Annotated in this window: 14 protein-coding genes and 1 pseudogene; 11 read left to right on the top strand and 4 right to left on the bottom strand. The window is 62.1% G+C overall.

Annotated features, from left to right (window positions below; translation table 11 throughout):
- Positions 1-21: 21 nt before the first annotated feature.
- Positions 22-726, top strand: coding sequence for a two-component system response regulator BtsR (gene btsR, locus R2B70_RS07445; RefSeq protein ID WP_318163013.1), 705 nt, complete (start codon positions 22-24; stop codon positions 724-726).
- Between the two features lie 140 nt (positions 727-866).
- Positions 867-2,288 (top strand): carbon starvation protein A, encoded by a 1,422-nt coding sequence (locus R2B70_RS07440; protein ID WP_042075160.1) that lies wholly within the window; start codon positions 867-869, stop codon positions 2,286-2,288.
- A gap of 67 nt (positions 2,289-2,355) precedes the next feature.
- Here the strand turns inward: R2B70_RS07440 and R2B70_RS07435 are convergent, their stop codons facing one another.
- Positions 2,356-3,990: a mechanosensitive ion channel family protein gene (locus R2B70_RS07435; RefSeq protein ID WP_318163012.1), complete on the bottom strand. Its 1,635-nt coding sequence runs from the start codon at positions 3,988-3,990 to the stop codon at positions 2,356-2,358.
- Between the two features lie 245 nt (positions 3,991-4,235).
- Here R2B70_RS07435 and R2B70_RS07430 point away from each other — a divergent pair, with 245 nt between their 5' ends.
- The 5 genes from R2B70_RS07430 (at position 4,236) to R2B70_RS07410 (ending at position 9,540) form a co-directional block, all read left to right on the top strand.
- The gene (locus tag R2B70_RS07430) at positions 4,236-4,568 is read left to right on the top strand and encodes a DUF3302 domain-containing protein (protein WP_318163011.1); all 333 of its coding nucleotides are present in this window, start codon (positions 4,236-4,238) and stop codon (positions 4,566-4,568) included.
- A gap of 10 nt (positions 4,569-4,578) precedes the next feature.
- Positions 4,579-5,616 (top strand): HlyD family secretion protein, encoded by a 1,038-nt coding sequence (locus tag R2B70_RS07425; protein ID WP_318163010.1) that lies wholly within the window; start codon positions 4,579-4,581, stop codon positions 5,614-5,616.
- 129 nt (positions 5,617-5,745) lie between these two features.
- Positions 5,746-7,506: a DEAD/DEAH box helicase gene (locus tag R2B70_RS07420; RefSeq protein WP_318163009.1), complete on the top strand. Its 1,761-nt coding sequence runs from the start codon at positions 5,746-5,748 to the stop codon at positions 7,504-7,506.
- A gap of 125 nt (positions 7,507-7,631) precedes the next feature.
- On the top strand, positions 7,632-9,065 hold the full coding sequence (gene dacB / locus R2B70_RS07415; protein ID WP_216989997.1) for a D-alanyl-D-alanine carboxypeptidase/D-alanyl-D-alanine-endopeptidase: 1,434 nt from the start codon (positions 7,632-7,634) through the stop codon (positions 9,063-9,065).
- Between the two features lie 217 nt (positions 9,066-9,282).
- Positions 9,283-9,540, top strand: coding sequence for a GrxA family glutaredoxin (locus R2B70_RS07410; RefSeq protein WP_010674029.1), 258 nt, complete (start codon positions 9,283-9,285; stop codon positions 9,538-9,540).
- A 58-nt stretch (positions 9,541-9,598) separates the two neighbouring features.
- On the opposite strand, the gene R2B70_RS07405 is transcribed toward R2B70_RS07410, so the two are convergent.
- Complete coding sequence (locus tag R2B70_RS07405) at positions 9,599-9,808, bottom strand: DUF1653 domain-containing protein (RefSeq protein WP_209791671.1); 210 nt, start codon at positions 9,806-9,808, stop codon at positions 9,599-9,601.
- Between the two features lie 355 nt (positions 9,809-10,163).
- Between R2B70_RS07405 and R2B70_RS07400 the strand changes: the two genes are divergently transcribed.
- Complete coding sequence (locus R2B70_RS07400) at positions 10,164-11,378, top strand: pyridoxal phosphate-dependent aminotransferase (RefSeq protein ID WP_005302243.1); 1,215 nt, start codon at positions 10,164-10,166, stop codon at positions 11,376-11,378.
- Positions 11,379-11,439: 61 nt separating this feature from the next.
- Here R2B70_RS07400 and R2B70_RS07395 read toward each other — a convergent pair whose 3' ends face one another.
- Positions 11,440-12,915, bottom strand: coding sequence for a YfcC family protein (locus tag R2B70_RS07395; protein WP_318163008.1), 1,476 nt, complete (start codon positions 12,913-12,915; stop codon positions 11,440-11,442).
- 163 nt (positions 12,916-13,078) lie between these two features.
- A complete protein-coding gene (gene fabV / locus R2B70_RS07390) occupies positions 13,079-14,272 on the bottom strand; it encodes an enoyl-ACP reductase FabV (RefSeq protein WP_209791667.1) in 1,194 nt (397 codons plus the stop codon).
- A 281-nt stretch (positions 14,273-14,553) separates the two neighbouring features.
- Between fabV and R2B70_RS07385 the strand changes: the two genes are divergently transcribed.
- From R2B70_RS07385 to R2B70_RS07375, 3 genes and pseudogenes are all read left to right on the top strand, one after another.
- Positions 14,554-14,991, top strand: coding sequence for a DUF4124 domain-containing protein (locus R2B70_RS07385; protein WP_010673985.1), 438 nt, complete (start codon positions 14,554-14,556; stop codon positions 14,989-14,991).
- A 510-nt stretch (positions 14,992-15,501) separates the two neighbouring features.
- Positions 15,502-16,260, top strand: a pseudogene (locus tag R2B70_RS07380) (PAS domain-containing protein); the annotation flags it as partial.
- A gap of 96 nt (positions 16,261-16,356) precedes the next feature.
- The gene (locus R2B70_RS07375; protein ID WP_272941395.1) at positions 16,357-16,800 is read left to right on the top strand and encodes a methyl-accepting chemotaxis protein; all 444 of its coding nucleotides are present in this window, start codon (positions 16,357-16,359) and stop codon (positions 16,798-16,800) included.
- The last annotated feature ends 49 nt before the right edge of the window (positions 16,801-16,849 follow it).

Raw genomic sequence — 16,849 nt, 5'->3', positions numbered from 1 at the left:
CCCCGTCCCCCAGGAGACCCCATGATCCGCACCCTGATCGTCGATGACGAGCTTTATGCCCGCGAGGAGCTGATGCAGCACCTGGCCACCGAGCCCGATATCGAGCTGCTGGGCACGGCCGCCAACGCCATCGAGGCGCTGCCGCTGATCCAGCGGCTCAAGCCCGACGTGGTGTTTCTCGACATCCAGATGCCCAAGCTCAGCGGCATGGAACTGGTGGCCATGCTGGATCCCCTGCCCCGCATCGTCTTCGTCACCGCCTTCGACGACTACGCCATCCAGGCGTTCGAGGAGAACGCCTTCGACTACCTGCTCAAGCCGGTGGAGCCGGCGCGCCTCGCCAAGACGCTTGGGCGACTCAGGCAGGACATCACCCCGCAACCGGTCGGAAACCTGGCCCCGACCATCCGCCATATCCCCGGCTACCTGCACAACCGGGTGCGGCTGCTGCCCATCGAACAGGTGGAGTACGCCTTCTCCGATCTCGGCGGCGTGCACGTCGCCAGCCGGGGCGAGCTGTTTCACACCCAGCTCACCCTCAAGTCCCTGGAGGAGAAGACCCCGCTGCTGCGCTGCCACCGCCAGTATCTCATCGCCCCCGACGCCATCTTCGAGATCCGGCTGCTGGACAACCAGCTGGCGGAGATGGTGACACCGAGCGGTGCCCGGGTACCGGTCAGCCGCCGCTACCTGAAGGAACTGAAGGACGAACTGGGGCTGGAGTAAGCCCCGCGATGTGAGCCGGATCACGAGCACCGACCGCTCGGGTCGCCATATGACCGCTCATCTTCTTTACCTGCCGTTAACAGGGGCGCACATCTAGACTGGCCGCGCACACCCAACAATAACAAGGCAGGAGCGTAACAATGATCTGGTTCTTCCTCTGTGTCGGCTTGCTCGTAGCCGGCTACTTCCTCTACGGCAAATTCATCGAACGGATATTCGGCCCCAAACCCGAGCTGAAAACCCCCGCCATCACCATGGCGGACGGGGTGGACTATGTCCCCATGTCGGACAAGAAGGTCTATCTGGTGCAGCTGCTCAACATCGCCGGCGTCGGCCCCATCTTCGGTCCCATCCTGGGTGCCCTCTACGGCCCGGTCGCCATGCTCTGGATCGTCTTCGGCTGCATCTTCGCCGGCGCGGTGCACGACTACTTCTCCGGCATGCTGTCGGTGCGTGCCAGGGGCGCCTCGGTGCCAACCGTGGTCGGCGAGCACCTCGGCAACGCCGCCAAGCACTTCATGAACCTGTTTGCCGTGGTGCTGCTCATGCTGGTGGGCGTGGTATTTGTGCTGAGCCCGGCGGGCCTGCTCGCCAACCTCACCTCCACCGATTTGGTCTACTGGATTGCGGCCATCTTCGCCTACTACATCCTGGCCACCATAGTCCCCATCGACAAGATCATCGGTCGCTTCTACCCGATCTTCGGCGCCCTGCTGGTGTTCATGTCGGTCGGCCTCATCATCGGCCTCATGGTCTCCGGCAAGGGCTTCTACAACACAGGGATGGACTTCTCCAACCTGCACCCGACCGAACTGCCGCTCTGGCCGCTCTTGTTCATCACCATCGCCTGCGGCGCCGTGTCGGGCTTCCACGCCACCCAGTCGCCGCTGATGGCGCGCTGCATGCAGAACGAAAGCTCCGGCCGCTTCATCTTCTACGGCGCCATGATAGGGGAAGGCATCATCGCCCTCATCTGGTGCACCCTGGGTCTCTCCTTCTACGACAGCACAGAAGCGCTCAACGCCACCCTGGCGAGCGGCGGCCCCTCCGCCGTGGTACACGAGGTCTCCACCAGCCTGCTCGGCACAGTCGGCGGCATCCTGGCCATCCTCGGCGTGGTGATCCTGCCCATCACCTCGGGTGACACCGCGTTTCGCAGCGCCCGCCTCATCATCGCGGACTTCCTGAAGCTGACCCAGAAGCCCATGGCCAAGCGTCTGCTGATCGCCATACCGATGTTCATCCTTGGTTTCATCATCTCCAAGGCCGAGTTCGGGGTGATCTGGCGCTACTTCGGCTGGGCCAACCAGACCACGGCCGTCATCATGCTGTGGGCAGCCGCCGCCTACCTCATCAAGGAGGGCAAGCTGCACTGGGTCTGCACCATTCCCGCCATCTTCATGACCGCCGTGGTGATCACCTACCTGGCCAACGCCCCCATCGGCTTTGGTCTCGCGATGAACGTCTCCACCCTCATCGGTCTGGTGAGCACCGCCCTCATCACCCTGGCCTTCCTGGTGAAGTTCAGACCCTCCCAGTTGCGGGAAGCCAAGGAGAGCTGAGTCGCGAGACTGACGCTGCCCCATGACAAGAGGCCCGGCATTGCTGCCGGGCCTCCTCTTTTTGGGGTCATGTCTTGGGTGGGGGCTCACTGCCGGCGGGAACCTCAGGAGGCTGCGCGGGCGACTGATACCAGTGTTCCCTGGCCACCAGCACCGCCTGCTCCGGCTGGGCGATGAAGTTGGGGGACATTATCTGCACCCCGAACTCGTTGAAGACATCCTGGATATGGCCGTGCAGCTCCGTCTTGACCACGGCGGGCAGCAGATCCCCCTTCATCCGCACCTGCAGCTCATATTCCACATACCAGTCCTGCAGGTTCAACTGCCGCACCAGGGGCGGTTCGTCCTGGTTGAGCAGGGTACAACGTCTGGCCGCCAGCTCCAGCATGGCGTGCACCTGACGCCAGGGGGCATCGTAGCCTATGGTCACCCTGGTCAGGAGCGCCACCCCCTTCTCCCCCGCCAGCCGCGTCAGGTTGACCACCTTGCCTCCCACCACCACCGCATTGGGCAGGGTGACTTCGTGATCCTGGCGCGTCACCAGCTTGGTGGAGAGGGCATTGAGCTCGCTCACCATCCCCTCCACCTCCCCAATCTGCACCAGATCCCCGGGCCTCAGCGCGCGGGAATAGATGAGCACCAGGCCGCTCATGGCGTGGTTCATGATGCCGGCCGACCCCAGGGTTACCATCAGACCGAAGAAGACGCTGATCCCCTTGAAGGCGTCGGAGTCGGCACCGGGCAGGTAGGGGTAGGCCACGGTCAGGGCAAACAGCCAGATCACCACGGAGAGCAAGCGCCGGGTCGCCCCTATGGTCTCCGCATGCACCCCCTGCACCCGCAACTGACCGCGCTCGATGCGATCGAAGAGGATGGCCAGCACCCGGATGAAGAAGCGGGTGATGAGCACGATCAGCAGCACGGTCACCAGCCCCGGCATGGCGGCTATCATGCCCTCCAGCATGTCGCCGCACAGGGCGAACAGGGAATCCCCCAGCCGTTCGCTCCAGGCCCGGGTCTGGGGGAAGAGGCCAAGCACATAGGTGAGCCAGCCATAGGTGAGCATGAAGAGCAGCAACAGGGTCACCAGGCCAAGCAGGCGCACCTCCACGTTGCCCGCCACCTGGCGCCACTGGTGCGGGATCAACCCCTTCTGCTGCAGCAGGCGATTGGCGAGCCACCTTCTAATTCGTCTGTGGCCCCGCTGCAGCTGCCAGATGACGGCGAAGAAGAGCAGGCTGGCCGCCACCGCCTTGCCGCCTGCCTTGATCAGATAGGGGCGCGAGTGCAGTTCGAGGTACTTGAGGCGCACCTTGTCGAGCCGCCCCCGCACGCGCTCGCTCGCCTGCTCCAGGCTGAGTTCGTCTAGGGTCTCCAGATCTCCTTCCATCAGCACCAGGATCCGCTTGCCATTGACCAGAAACTCCCGGCTATCCTGCCCTTGCCGGCGACCCTTGACCACAGTGATGGGATGGTTCAGATCCGCTGGGTCCAGGCGCTGGATCCGCTCATGGGTCAACCTCACCCGGGCCGCCCCGTCCAGGCTGCCGAAGGTCGCCTGCAACATCACGATGGGCTCATGGAGCAGGATCAGGGTCTGGGCCCTCTCCTGCTCGGTCGGTTCCATTCTGGGTTCTGCGGCCCAGATGCTGCCGCTTTGCACGGCAACGAACAATAACAGTGCCACCCACCGGCGGCCCATCCTGCATCCCCTTTCCATCGCGTCTCCCGTCCTTTAGCCATGAGACAGACGAATCTCGTTCCCGTTTGATTTTACAGAAGGAAATGAAGGATGGGCGATAAATAGCCAACCGGTTAACCGGGCCTGTACCGGAATATCAACTCCCCTGTTGCACTCTTGCACTCAGCTAATATGCTGTCATCATGGCCGGATGCCTTGTCTAGACGAAACAAGGCATTACCTCGCGACTAAGATGGGAGAAAACGATGGTACTTGACTACATTGCCCTGGGAATACTGGTGTTTGTCGTCTTGGTCATGTTCTATGGCGTTATCGTCATTCACGATATTCCGTACGAGATTGCCAAGCATCGTCAGCACCCTCACCAAGACGCCATTCACGTGGCTGGCTGGGTCAGCCTGTTCACCCTGCATGTGCTCTGGCCCTTCCTCTGGATCTGGGCCACGATTTATCGCCCCGATCGCGGCTGGGGCTTCACGCAACGACTGCAAAAAGACGAAGACGAGATCAGCGCGCTCAAGCAGGAGCTGGCCGCACTGCAAGCCCGCATGACCACGCTCGAACAGACCGATAAATAGGTAACCCTCCATGGACCTGCTACTTATTCTCACCTATACGGCCCTCTGCATAGGTATTTTCAAGATCTTCAAGATCCCGCTCAACAAGTGGAGTGTGCCCACGGCCGTGCTCGGCGGTGTCTTCCTCATCGGGGCGCTCATCATGATGATGAACTACAACCACCCCTATTCGGAGCTGGCCCGCAATTACTACGTCTCCACCCCCGTCGTTCCCCTGGTCAAGGGGCGGGTCACCGAGGTACCGGTCAAGGCCAACCAGCCGGTCAAGCAGGGTGATGTGCTGTTTCGCCTGGATGCTGTGCCCTTCCAGGAGAAAGTCGCCAGCCTGACGGCGCGGCTCGCCTCCAACAAGGATTTCCTCAAAGCCCTCGACGCCCGGCTGCGCTCCGCCAGTCTGGACCGGGATCGTGCCCTGGAGCTGATGCGTCGCGGCATCGGCAAGCAGCGTGATCTCGACGTGACCCAGGCCAACGTGGACGACATCGTCGCCCAGATTGACCAACAGAAGGCGTCGCTGGATGACCTGAGCGCCCAGCTCAACATCGCCAAGTACGAGCTGGATCAGACCGTGGTCTACGCCCCGAGCGACGGCCATGTGGTGCAGCTGGCGCTGCGTCCCGGCATGATCGCCGCCCCCTTCATGTATCGCCCCGTGATGACCTTCATCCATGAAGATGAAAACGCCTACGTCGGCTGGTTCTGGCAAAACAGCATGCAGCGGCTGAAGGATGGCGATGAGGCCGAGGTGGTGCTGGACGGTATCCCCGGCCGGATCTTCAAGGCCAGGGTGCAGTCCGTGATCCCCGCCATGGCGCCGGGCAACATCCAGGCCCAGGCAGGGCTCATCGATCAAACCTCCGCCCAGGTACCGGGCCGCCTGCCCATCATCCTCGAGATCACCGATCCCGAGTGGGCGAAGTACCAGGTGATTGCCGGCTCCAGCGGCCAGGCCGCCATCTACACAGAGCACTTCCACCACGTGGCCATCATGCGCAAGATCCTGATGCGCATGGGCAGCTGGCTCAACTACCTGTTCCCCTTCCACTAAGCACTCGCCAGTGTCTGCGGGCCGGCATCATGCCGGCCCGTTTTCGTCTGGGGCACCGCCCCCTCCCCTCGCTGCATTTTCGCCGCAAGATCCCTATAATGGCGCCACCTTGCGCCACAACCGTTCCCCATGTTCGTTCTCAGACCCTATCAAACCGACGCCGTCAACGCCGTGATCCGCCACTTTCGCAAGCACCCGGATCCCGCCGTGGTGGTGCTGCCCACCGGCGCCGGCAAGAGCCTGGTGATCGCCGAGCTGGCGCGCAAGGCCCGTGGCCGGGTGCTGGTGCTGGCCCACGTCAAGGAGCTGGTGGAGCAGAACCACGCCAAGTACGAGGCCTGGGGGCTCAAGGCCGACATCTTCGCCGCCGGCCTCGCGCGCAAGGAGGCGAGCGCCCAGGTGGTGTTCGGCTCGGTGCAGTCGGTGGCACGCAATCTGGCCGCATTTGACGGGGCCTTTTCCCTGCTCATCATCGACGAGTGTCATCGGGTTTCGCTCGATGACGACAGCCAGTACCATCAGGTGATCGCCCATCTCAAGACCGCCAACCCTGCCCTCAAGATCCTGGGTCTCACCGCCACCCCCTATCGTCTCGGCCTCGGCTGGATTTACCGGCGCCATTACCACGGCATGGTCAAGAGCCATGGGGAGCGGCTGTTCGGCGACTGCGTGTTCGAGCTGCCGCTGCGCTTCATGGTCAAAAACGGCTACCTGACGCCGCCGCGCCTGGTGGATGCCCCCATAGTCCACTACGACTTCAGCAAACTGGTGGCGCGGGAGAATGGCCTGTTCAGCGAGGCGGATCTCAACGGCGAGCTCAAGCGCCAGGAGCGGGTCACCCCCCATATCCTGAATCAGGTGCTGGAGTATGCCCGCGAGCGCCAGGGGGTGATGATCTTCGCCGCCACCGTCGAGCATGCCCGGGAAATCCACGGCCTGCTGGGCGCGCGCGGGGAACAGGCCGCCCTGATCACCGGAGAGACCCCGGGTCCGGAGCGCGATGCCCTGATCCATGCCTTCAAGGTCCGCGAGCTCAAGTTTCTGGTCAACGTGGCGGTGCTGACCACGGGGTTTGACGCCCCCCACGTGGATCTCATCGTGATGCTGAGGCCCACCGAGTCGGTGTCTCTCTATCAGCAGATCGTGGGGCGCGGCCTGCGCCTGTCGCCGGGCAAGATCGACTGCCTGGTGCTCGACTATGCCGGCAACAACTTCAACCTGTTTGCCCCCGAGGTGGGGGAGCCCAGACCCCACGCCGGCACCGAGCCGGTGCTGGTGCCCTGCCCCGCCTGCGGCTTTGCCAACACCTTCTGGGGCAAGACCGACGAGGATGGCAAGGTGATCGAGCACTACGGCCGTCGCTGTCAGGGACTGTTTGAAGATGACGAGGGCCATCGCGAGGAGTGTGACTACCGCTTTCGCGCCAAGATCTGCCCGGCTTGCGGGGCGGAGAACGATATCGCCGCCCGCCGCTGCCAGCACTGCGATCAGCTGCTGGTGGACCCTGACGACAAACTCAAGGAGGCGCTCAATCTCAAGGACTGCATGGTGATCCGCTGCGCCGGCCTGACGCTGAGTGCCGGGCGTGGCAAACAGGGGGAGCGACTGGAGGTGACCTACCACGACGAGGACGGTCTCACCCTGAGCGAGTACTTCGGTTTTCACTCCGAGGGCGCGCGGCGCTTGTTTCAACAACGCTTTGTGCGTCATCATTGGCCCGCCCCGGGCCTGGAGCCCGAATTTGCCACCCTGGCGAGCGTGCTGGCGTTGGAGCGCCAGTTTCGCCACCCCGATTTCGTCATCGCCCGCAAATCGGGCCGCTTCTGGCAGATAAAGGAGAAGATTTTTGATTATGACGGCCGCTACCGCACCGCCAACGCCTCGGCGTAGCGGCAAGGGGCGACCGGCATCATGAATGGCTTCGTCACGGCCGAGCCCGCATCGGCTGGTGACACAAGGTTGAATTGTCAGGGCCGGCACCACTGCCGCGCCCCTTCGTCACGTTAGAGGATGTTATGCAGCGGCTGTTGATTGGTTTTTGTGCTCTCTTTTCCCTGGTGGCCCAGGCCACCCCGCTGACCCCGCCCAAGGGGGGCCAGTATGCAGTCATCGTCCAGGGCAACAACGGCATCGAGTTTTCCCGCAACGCGGACGACATGATAGCGCCCGCCTCCACCATGAAGGTGCTGACCGCCCTGGCGGCCCGCCTCGAGCTTGGCGCCGATTTTCGCTTCGCCACCGATATCCAGGCCCAGTCCGGCGCCAAGCAGGGGGATACCATCAACGGTGACATCTGGATCAACTTCGTGGGCGACCCCACCCTGTCGCGCATGGATCTGGTGGCCCTGTTCAAGCAGCTCGGGGTCTCCCGCATCCAGGGCAACGTCTACGTCAACACCGGCGCCTACAACGGCTATGAGCGCGGCAATGGCTGGTCCTGGGGGGATCAGACCCTCTGCTTCGCCGCCCCCGTCTCCTCCGTCATCATCGACAAGAACTGTGCCTATGGCACCGTCACCGCCACCCAGATCGGCAGACCGGCGGTGGGCAATGTCGCCACCGGCGTGCCCATCGGCATCGGCGCCGACAACGTGGAGGTGATGAGCTATGGCGACATGGCGCGCCAGTTCTGCGCCCTGGAAGTGGACATGGCCAAGGGCAACTTCTACGAGCTCAAGGGCTGCATCACCCCGAACAAGGAGCCACAGGGGCTGCGCTTCGCCATTCACGATGTGGAAGCCTGGGGCTGGGACAACATCCGCTGGGCCATGAACCGCGCCGGTATCCGCCACGACGGCCTGCTGCGGGTCACCCACCAGGCGCCGGTGGGCGCCGAAACCCTGGCCACCCACTACTCCGTCTCCCTGCCGGTGATGCTCGCCAAGATGCTGAAAAAATCGGACAACCTCTACGCCGACACCTTCTTGAAGACGGTGGGCCGCCACTACTACAACAAGCCGGGCAGCTATCGCAGCGGCACCATGGCGGTGCGCGCCATCCTGACCAAGCACGGCATCGATCTGGGCAACGCCACCCTGGCCGACGGCTCCGGCCTCTCCGCCCACAATCTCATCAGCGCGCGCCAGATGCTGTCGGTGCTGAGCTTCATCCAGCAAAACGACGCCGAGCTCGACTTCATCAAGCTGCTGCCAAGCTCCCAGGTGGACGGCACCCTGGCCTGGCGCCGCAGCGTCACCGCCCCCATGATGAAGAACAAGGTGCACGCCAAGACGGGCACCATCACAGGCACCTCGAACCTCGCCGGCTTCATCGACACCGCAAGTGGTCAGCGCAAGGCCTTCGTGATGTTCCAGCGCGGCCTGTCGCAAGACCCCGCCACCCACGAGCGCTATCGCGCCAGCAAGGCCCCCTGGCCCTGGACCGTCTTCGAAAAAGGCGTGCTGGAGAGCATCTACCAGCAGCAGCCCATCCAGATCGCCGAGCAGTGATGAACGATATGGGTGGCCTTGCCAGCAAGGCTGCCCCCATTCCCCGACCTTGGCGCGAGACAGGGGCTCTGGAGCCTTCATCAGCAATGAGCGCAATCGGGGTTGGCGAACGGACGCATCGCTATTTTCGGCTTTGACTGGCACGGCGGCGGGGCTATGCTGTGCCCAGCCTCGTCTCAATGGCCTTCTTCAACGGCCTGTTTAATGGAGAGAAAAGATGTTTGTAGAGATTTTTGGTCGTCCCGGTTGCCCCTATTGCGTGCGCGCCAAGCAGATTGCCGAGCAGCTGACCGAGGAGCGCGATGACTTCGAGTTCCGCTACGTGGATATCAACGTGGCCGGGCTGACCAAGGACGATCTCGCCGCCAAGGCGGGCAAGCCGGTCACCACTGTGCCGCAGATCTTCCTGGACGAGCAGCACATCGGCGGCTGCACCGATTTTGAGGCCTATGCCAGAGCCAATCTGGGTCTGTAAGCCCCACACCATGAAAAAAGGCGCCTCTGGCGCCTTTTTTCGTCTTGTTCTGCCGGGTTCACGCCACCGGCGTAAAGCGGCTCACCACCTGCCCTTGGTGTTCAATCCACTCCATGAACATGGCGACGGGACGGGCATAGACCTGACCGTCCTGCTCCGATTGATAGACGACCAGGGATTCCCCGGTCTCGGTATGCAGGGCCAGGGTGAGCACCCGGTAGTGGCCTCCCTTGAAGTGACGATAGCGACCGGGTTGGGGTGCTTGCATGGCAGTGCCTCCATGGGTTGATGAGAGCCAGTCCGACGGGAAACGGACTTGGCCGAAAGGGTCTGGCGACGTTTTTCGGCCCAGCCAATCGTGCCAGATGGTGTGGAGATTTCAATACACTCCGGTGGCATTATGGGATCACCCCTCATCTTTCACTGGTTTCTCGCGAAACAGGCAAAAGATCCTGCTGAATTCAACACCTCAGCAACCCTGTTTTAGGGGTAAATATCAGGGATTTATTCCATAAATTAGATTGTTCTAGCATTCAATTCTGTGAAGAATAGGGGCAGAGAAATTTGATACTAAAAACCGCTTTTCTGCCAACGCGCCCCACGGGGAAGGAATCACGCTCACCATGTTCACTATCGACAAGTCGCACAAGCTCGACGATGTCTGCTATGACATCCGCGGCCCGGTGCATAAGGAAGCTCGCCGTCTCGAAGACGAAGGTCACCGCATCATCAAGCTCAACATCGGCAACCCAGCCCCGTTTGGCTTCGAAGCGCCGGAGGAGATCATCAAGGATGTGATCCTCAACATGCCCCAGAGCCAGGGCTACTGCGACTCCAAGGGGCTCTTCTCGGCCCGCAAGGCGGTGATGCAGTATTACCAGCAGAAGGGGATGCGCAAGGTCGACATCGACGACATCTACATCGGCAACGGCGCCAGCGAGCTCATCGTGATGGCGATGCAGGCGCTGCTCAACAACGGCGACGAGATGCTGGTCCCCTCCCCCGACTATCCGCTCTGGACTGCGGCCGTGACCCTCTCCGGCGGTCATGCGGTGCACTATCGCTGCGATGAAGGGGCCGACTGGTATCCGGATCTCGACGACATCCGCGCCCGCATTACCCCGCGCACCCGCGGCCTGGTGCTGATCAACCCGAACAACCCGACCGGCGCCGTCTACGGCAGCGAGTTCCTGCTGGAGGTGATCGAGATCGCCCGCCAGCACAACCTCATCATCTTCGCCGACGAGATCTACGACAAGATCCTCTACGACGACATCTCCCACACCAGCGTCTGCACCCTGTGTGACGATGTGATGGTGGTGACCTTCAACGGCCTCTCCAAGGCCTACCGCGCCTGTGGCTTCCGCCAGGGCTGGATGGTCATCACCGGGCCCAAGGGCCGTGCCAAGGGCTATATCGAGGGGCTGGAGATGCTGGCCTCCATGCGCCTGTGTGCCAACGTGCCGATGCAGCACGCCATCCAGACTGCGCTGGGCGGCTACCAGAGCATCAACGAGCTGATCCTGCCGGGCGGTCGCCTGCGTCGCCAGCGCGACAAGGCCTGGGAGCTTCTGAACGAGATCCCCGGGGTCTCCTGCGTCAAGCCCAAGGGGGCGCTCTACATGTTCCCGCGTCTCGATCCCAAGGTGTACGACATCCGCGATGACCAGAAGATGGTGTTCGATCTGCTGCAGCAAGAAAAATTGCTGCTGGTGCAGGGCACCGGCTTCAACTGGCCCGCGCCGGATCACTTCCGCCTGGTGTTCCTGCCCCGGGAAGAGGAGCTGGAGGAGGCCATCGGCCGCCTCGCCCGCTTCCTCAAGGGCTACAAGCAGTAAGCAAGGCTCATGAAAAAGGCTCCCGCGGGAGCCTTTTTGTTGTCTGTCGTGTGACGTCCCATCAGCCGTGCAGCAGGGCACCGGCCACCAGCACCGCCATGGTGATGAGGGCCACCCCGACGATGAAGGGCAGCACCCAGCGCACGAAGCGATCGTAGGGGATCCTGGCCAGCGCCAGCCCCGCTACCAGATGAGCGGCGGTGGGGGCGAACAGGTTGATCCAGCCGGAGGCGGACTGATAGGCGGTGATCACCAGATCCCGGGAGATGCCGGAGAAGTCCGCCAGCGGCCCCATCAGCGGCATGGAGACGGTCGCCAGCCCTGAGGTGGAGGGGATGAAGAAGCTCAGGATGATGTGCACCAGATAGGCCATCAGGATAAACACCGATGACGACAGCCCGCTCACCAGCCCCTCGGCCCAGTGCAATATGGTGTCGATGATGACCCCATGCTCCATCACCACATAGATGCCACGTGCCACCGCCACCACCAGCGCCACCCCGATGAGATCCCGCGCCCCCTCGAGGAAGGTGGCCACGTAGTTGGACTCCGGCATCCGGTTGATCAGCGCGATCAGGATGGAGGCGCTGAAGAACAGGGTGGAGAGCTCGTCGAACCACCAGCCCAGGGTCGGCAGCACGTTGATCCCCAAATCCGACCAGGGCACCACCGCATAGATCATCAGCAGGAAGGTGGCGAAGAACACCGCCATGGTGAGCTTCTGCTTGCCGCTGAAGACCCCGTCCCCGCTCTTCATCTGGGCAAACTCATCGTCGTACCGGATGTCCGCCAGCACCGAGCTTTCCTTGTCCTGCCGCACCCGTTTGGCGTAGCGCATCACGAACCAGGAGGCGAAGATCACCAGCAGCAACCACTGAACGACCCGCAGCCCGATCCCCTCGCCGATGGGGATGCCGGCAAAACCGGAGGCGATGCCGGTGGCGAACGGGTTGACGGTGGAGGCGAGCACCCCGACGCCGGAGCCGAGCAGGATGATCCCCGCCGCCACCATGCGATCGAAGCCCGCCGCCATCATCACCGGCACGATCAGCGCCCAGAAGGCCACCGTCTCCTCCGCCATGCCGAAGGTGGAGCCGCCGAGGGCGAACAGGGCGATCAGCACCGGGATCAGCAGCTGCTCGCGGCCGGCGAAGGCGCGCACTATGGCCCCCACCCCGGCATCCAGCGCGCCGCTCTGCATGGTCACCGCCAGGAAGCCACCGATGATGAGCACGAACAGCGCCACGTCGGCCGCCTTGTGGAAGCCCTGGATCGGCGCCTTGAGCACCTCGAACAGCCCCTGCGGCTGAGAGGGCAGTTCGGTGTAGCTGCCGGGCACCGGCAACAGCCGCTCGCCGCCGCCGTAGTCCGCCACGGCGGCCGCCGCCACGGGCTGCTTGCTGTCGGCGGTGACATAGTTGTACTTGCCCGCCGGCAGCACCCAGGTCAGGGCCGCCATCAGGGCGATGATGATGAAAAGCAGGGTATAGACAGTGGGGAGTTGGCGCTTTTTGGGCGCTTCATGTGGAGTGGTCATAGCTTCCGTACCTCGGCAATGCCGTCATGTGATCCAGACAGCGCAAGCCTAGCGGGTTTGATATGGGGAAAAGGTGATCGTGGATAATAAAATTCCGCAGTCTGACGGAATTCTTGCCAAAAAAACAGGGCCCCGCAGGGCCCTGTTTTCACTTGAGTCAGACTCAGAGCTCGACCACGTCGAATTGCACGTCCGGATTCACGTCCGCCTCGTAGTCCACCTCGTCCAGGCCGAAACCGAACAGACGCAGGAACTCCTGCTTGTAGCCGGCATAATCGGTGAGCTCACAGAGGTTCTCTGTGGTGATGGAGGGCCAGAGGTCGCGGCAGGTCTGCTGCACGTCTTCACGCAGTTCCCAGTCATCCATGCGGATACGGGCCTGCTCGTCCAGCGCCAGATCGGCGCCGTACAGGCGGGTGCGCATCATGCGATCCACCTGCTCCATGCAGCCCTCGTGAATGCCCTTCTCCTTCATGATCTTGAAGGCCATGGAGATGTAGAGCGGCATCACGGGAATGGCGCTGGAGGCCTGGGTCACCACGGATTTGAGCACGGCCACGTGGGCGGTGCCGCCCTTGGCGGCCAGATCGCCACGGATGGCGGCGGCGGCGCGATCCAGATCTTCCTTGGCGCGGCCCAGGGTGCCATGCCAGTAGATGGGCCAGGTCAGGTCGGTACCGATGTAGGAGTAGGCCACGGACTTGGCGCCGTCAGCCAGCACGCCCGCATCGCGCAGGGCCGCCATCCACAGCTCCCAGTCCTGGCCGCCCATGACGGTGATGGTGCTCTGGATCTCTTCCTCGTTCGCCGGCTCGACGGTGGCGGTGATGATCTGATCCTTGTTGGTATCGATGGCGGTGGAGGTGTAGACCTCACCGATGGGCTTGAGGGCGGAGCGCACCACTTCGCCGGTGTCCGGCAGCCTGCGCACCGGGGAGGCCAGGGAGTAGACCACCAGATCGATCTGCCCCAGATCCTGCTTGATGAGCTCGATCACCTTGGCGCGGCACTCGTGGGAGAAGGCATCGCCGTTGACACTCTTGGCGTAGAGGCCGGCCTCTTTGGCGGCCTTGTCGAAGGCGGCGGAGTTGTACCAGCCGGCGGTGGCGGTCTTGGTCTCGCTGCCCGCTTTTTCGAAGAAGACGCCGAGGGTGGCGGCGCCGCTACCAAAGGCGGCGGCAATGCGGGAGGCCAGGCCATAACCGGTGGAAGCGCCGATCACCAGCACCTTCTTGGGGCCATTCTCGATGGCGCCCTTGGCCTTCGTATAAGCGATCTGGCGACGAACATTGGCTTCACAACCGACCGGGTGGGTGGTGGTGCAGATAAAACCGCGAACCTTGGGTTTGATGATCATATGGGGTCTCGGATCCGTTTAATGGATGAAATCGGGGCATAAGATACCTCATTGTGGCCCGTTATGGTGCTCTGATGTGTTGAACGGCGGGGAAAACCGGTCGAGATCCGCCGTTTCGCACGGCAACTGGGCACCCTGTGTGCAGGATATGCCGCCCCGTTCGCAGGTAAAGAGGACGCGACGACACGGGCAATCCCTCGCTTTCATCGCGGATGACGGGAGTAATTGTCTGACCCGGCACCATGTACTAGTGTGCAAGGGGAGGATTCAAGGAGGAGTCTATGTCACGCACCCTGGTCATCTGCCTCGCCCTGCTGGCGGCGGCCACCCCGCTCTCTGCCGAGGTCTACAAATGCACCGTCAACGGCAGCATCACCTTCAGCGACATCCCCTGTACCGGTGACAGCGAGCCGGTGAGGATGAACATCTTCACCCCCTCGGCCGAGGAGGTCGAGCGGGCGAACAAGCGAACCCGGGATATCGAAGAGAACCTGGCCAGCGGTCGGAAGCAGCGCCAGCTTGAGGCCATGCGCACTGAACTGGATGCCAAGGATCAGAAGATGAACCGCGAGATGACCAGGTTCAACGAGGGCCAGTCAGACACCATCACCACCGAGACCGGCGACACCCGGCGCCTGGATGTGCAGGCCGTGACACGTCCATATCAGGACGAGATGGAGGCGCTGAACAAGCGGCTCTCCACCCTCAAGGCAAAATAAGCGCCCTCCCCGTTTCATCCGGATTCATAAAGATGCTGCCGAGCCGGGAATATTGCGCTTCGCCTGTGTAAAAGGGTTATCGGGGGATCACTGGCATGTGCATGGGGTTATTTCCCACACAATCAATACCGATTCATCGTCTTTTCAGCCGCCCTGCCGGCCGCTAATCCACCAGCCGATATCCCGGCGCCTCAATGCCATGCAGCCCTCACCGGCGTCGGTCGATATTCATCGACAGCCGAAGCGATGAAATAAAACCCCCAATGTAGAGACGACAATATCAAGTGTCAAAAGAGACACCGTCATGCCAATATCAGATGCAGCCAGAGAAGGGTAACAATATAAAAGAGCCTTATTCGAGACCTTATTGTCCAGCAATCATAAAATCAGCATTGAAAATTAAAAAGTTAACTCAGGTCCGATGATGATTCATCAAAGAGCAATGCTATTGTTAATTCACTCAGATTAAGCTCGGTCTGTCATTCAAGGGTCTCATGGAGGAGCTCTGTCATGTTCTGGAATCAAAAAACAAGCAAGGAAGCCAGTGAGCAAGCGGCAAGGATGGTGGAGCTGGACGCGTTCGAGCGGGCCATCCAGTCCCAGGTGCCCTTCGTTCAGTTTACCCCGGCAGGAGTGGTCACCTTCGCCAACGAGCTGTTTCTCAAGATCGTGGGATTTGAACGTGAAGAGGTGATCGGCAAGCATCACAGCGCCCTCTGCTTCCCGGAAGACGTCAAGACACGCGATTACGAGGGGTTGTGGCAGGATCTGCGCGGCGGCGTCTCCCGCAGCGGCCGCTTCATCCGCCAGTCGAAATCGGGCAAGGCCGTGTGGCTGGAAGCCACCTATTTCCCCATCGTCATCGACGGCAAGGTGGTGCGGATCGCCAAGGTCGCCTCGGACGTGACCCAGCAGCAATCCTCCCTGGAGCGCACCCAGGCCCTGCTGGCTGCGCTGGACAAGTCCCTGGCGGTCATCGACTTCCAGCCCGATGGCACAGTGCTCAACGCCAACCAGAACTTCCTTCACTGCTTCGGCTATCGGCTGGAAGAGGTGGTCGGCAAACATCATCGCCTCTTCTGCGACCCCGAGTTCTACCAGAAAAATCCCAACTTCTGGCACGATCTCGGTTCGGGGGACATCAAGTCCGGCCTCTTCATGCGCCTGGGCCACCGTGGCGAGAAGATCTGGCTGGAAGCCACCTACAACCCTATCTTCAACCACGAGGGCAAGGTGGTCAAAATCATCAAGCTGGCGAGCGACATCACCGAGCGGGTAGAAAAATCCATCTCCACCCGGGAAGCGGCCCAGAAGGCGTGCGCCATCGCGAGCGAAACCGTCGCCAGTGCCGCCAAGGGGCGGGAGGTGATCGATCGGGTGCTGGAGACCTCCTCCCACATCAACCACTCGGTCAACGCGGTCAGCAGGCAGATAGAGCAGCTCAATCAGCAATCCAGGAGCATAGAGTCCATCATCTCCACCATCAGCGGCATCGCGGATCAGACCAACCTGCTGGCCCTCAACGCCGCCATAGAGGCGGCTAGGGCCGGCGAGCAGGGACGGGGATTCGCGGTGGTGGCGGACGAGGTGAGACAGCTTGCCGCCAGGACGTCGACCTCCACCAGCGAGATCGTCTCCGTCATCAAGCACAACTCGGAGATCACCTCCCAGATCACCCAGACCGTCTCCGTCGTCTCCGACAAGGCGGTGGCCGGGCAGGATCAGGCCAACATCATCGCCGACGTCATCAAGGAGATCATCGAGGACGCCAACTCCGTCTCGGACACCGTCAAGAGCCTCTCCATCTAGTGCGATGCCCCCATGACGACGCGGGGCCAAGAGCCCCGCGCTTTTATGG

It is taken from the genome of Aeromonas sp. XH (genome assembly GCF_033348475.1).
Taxonomy (GTDB): Bacteria; Pseudomonadota; Gammaproteobacteria; order Enterobacterales; family Aeromonadaceae; genus Aeromonas; species Aeromonas sanarellii.
The sequence above is the reverse complement of the archived record's forward strand: the minus strand, read 5'-3'. Positions and strand labels throughout refer to the sequence as shown.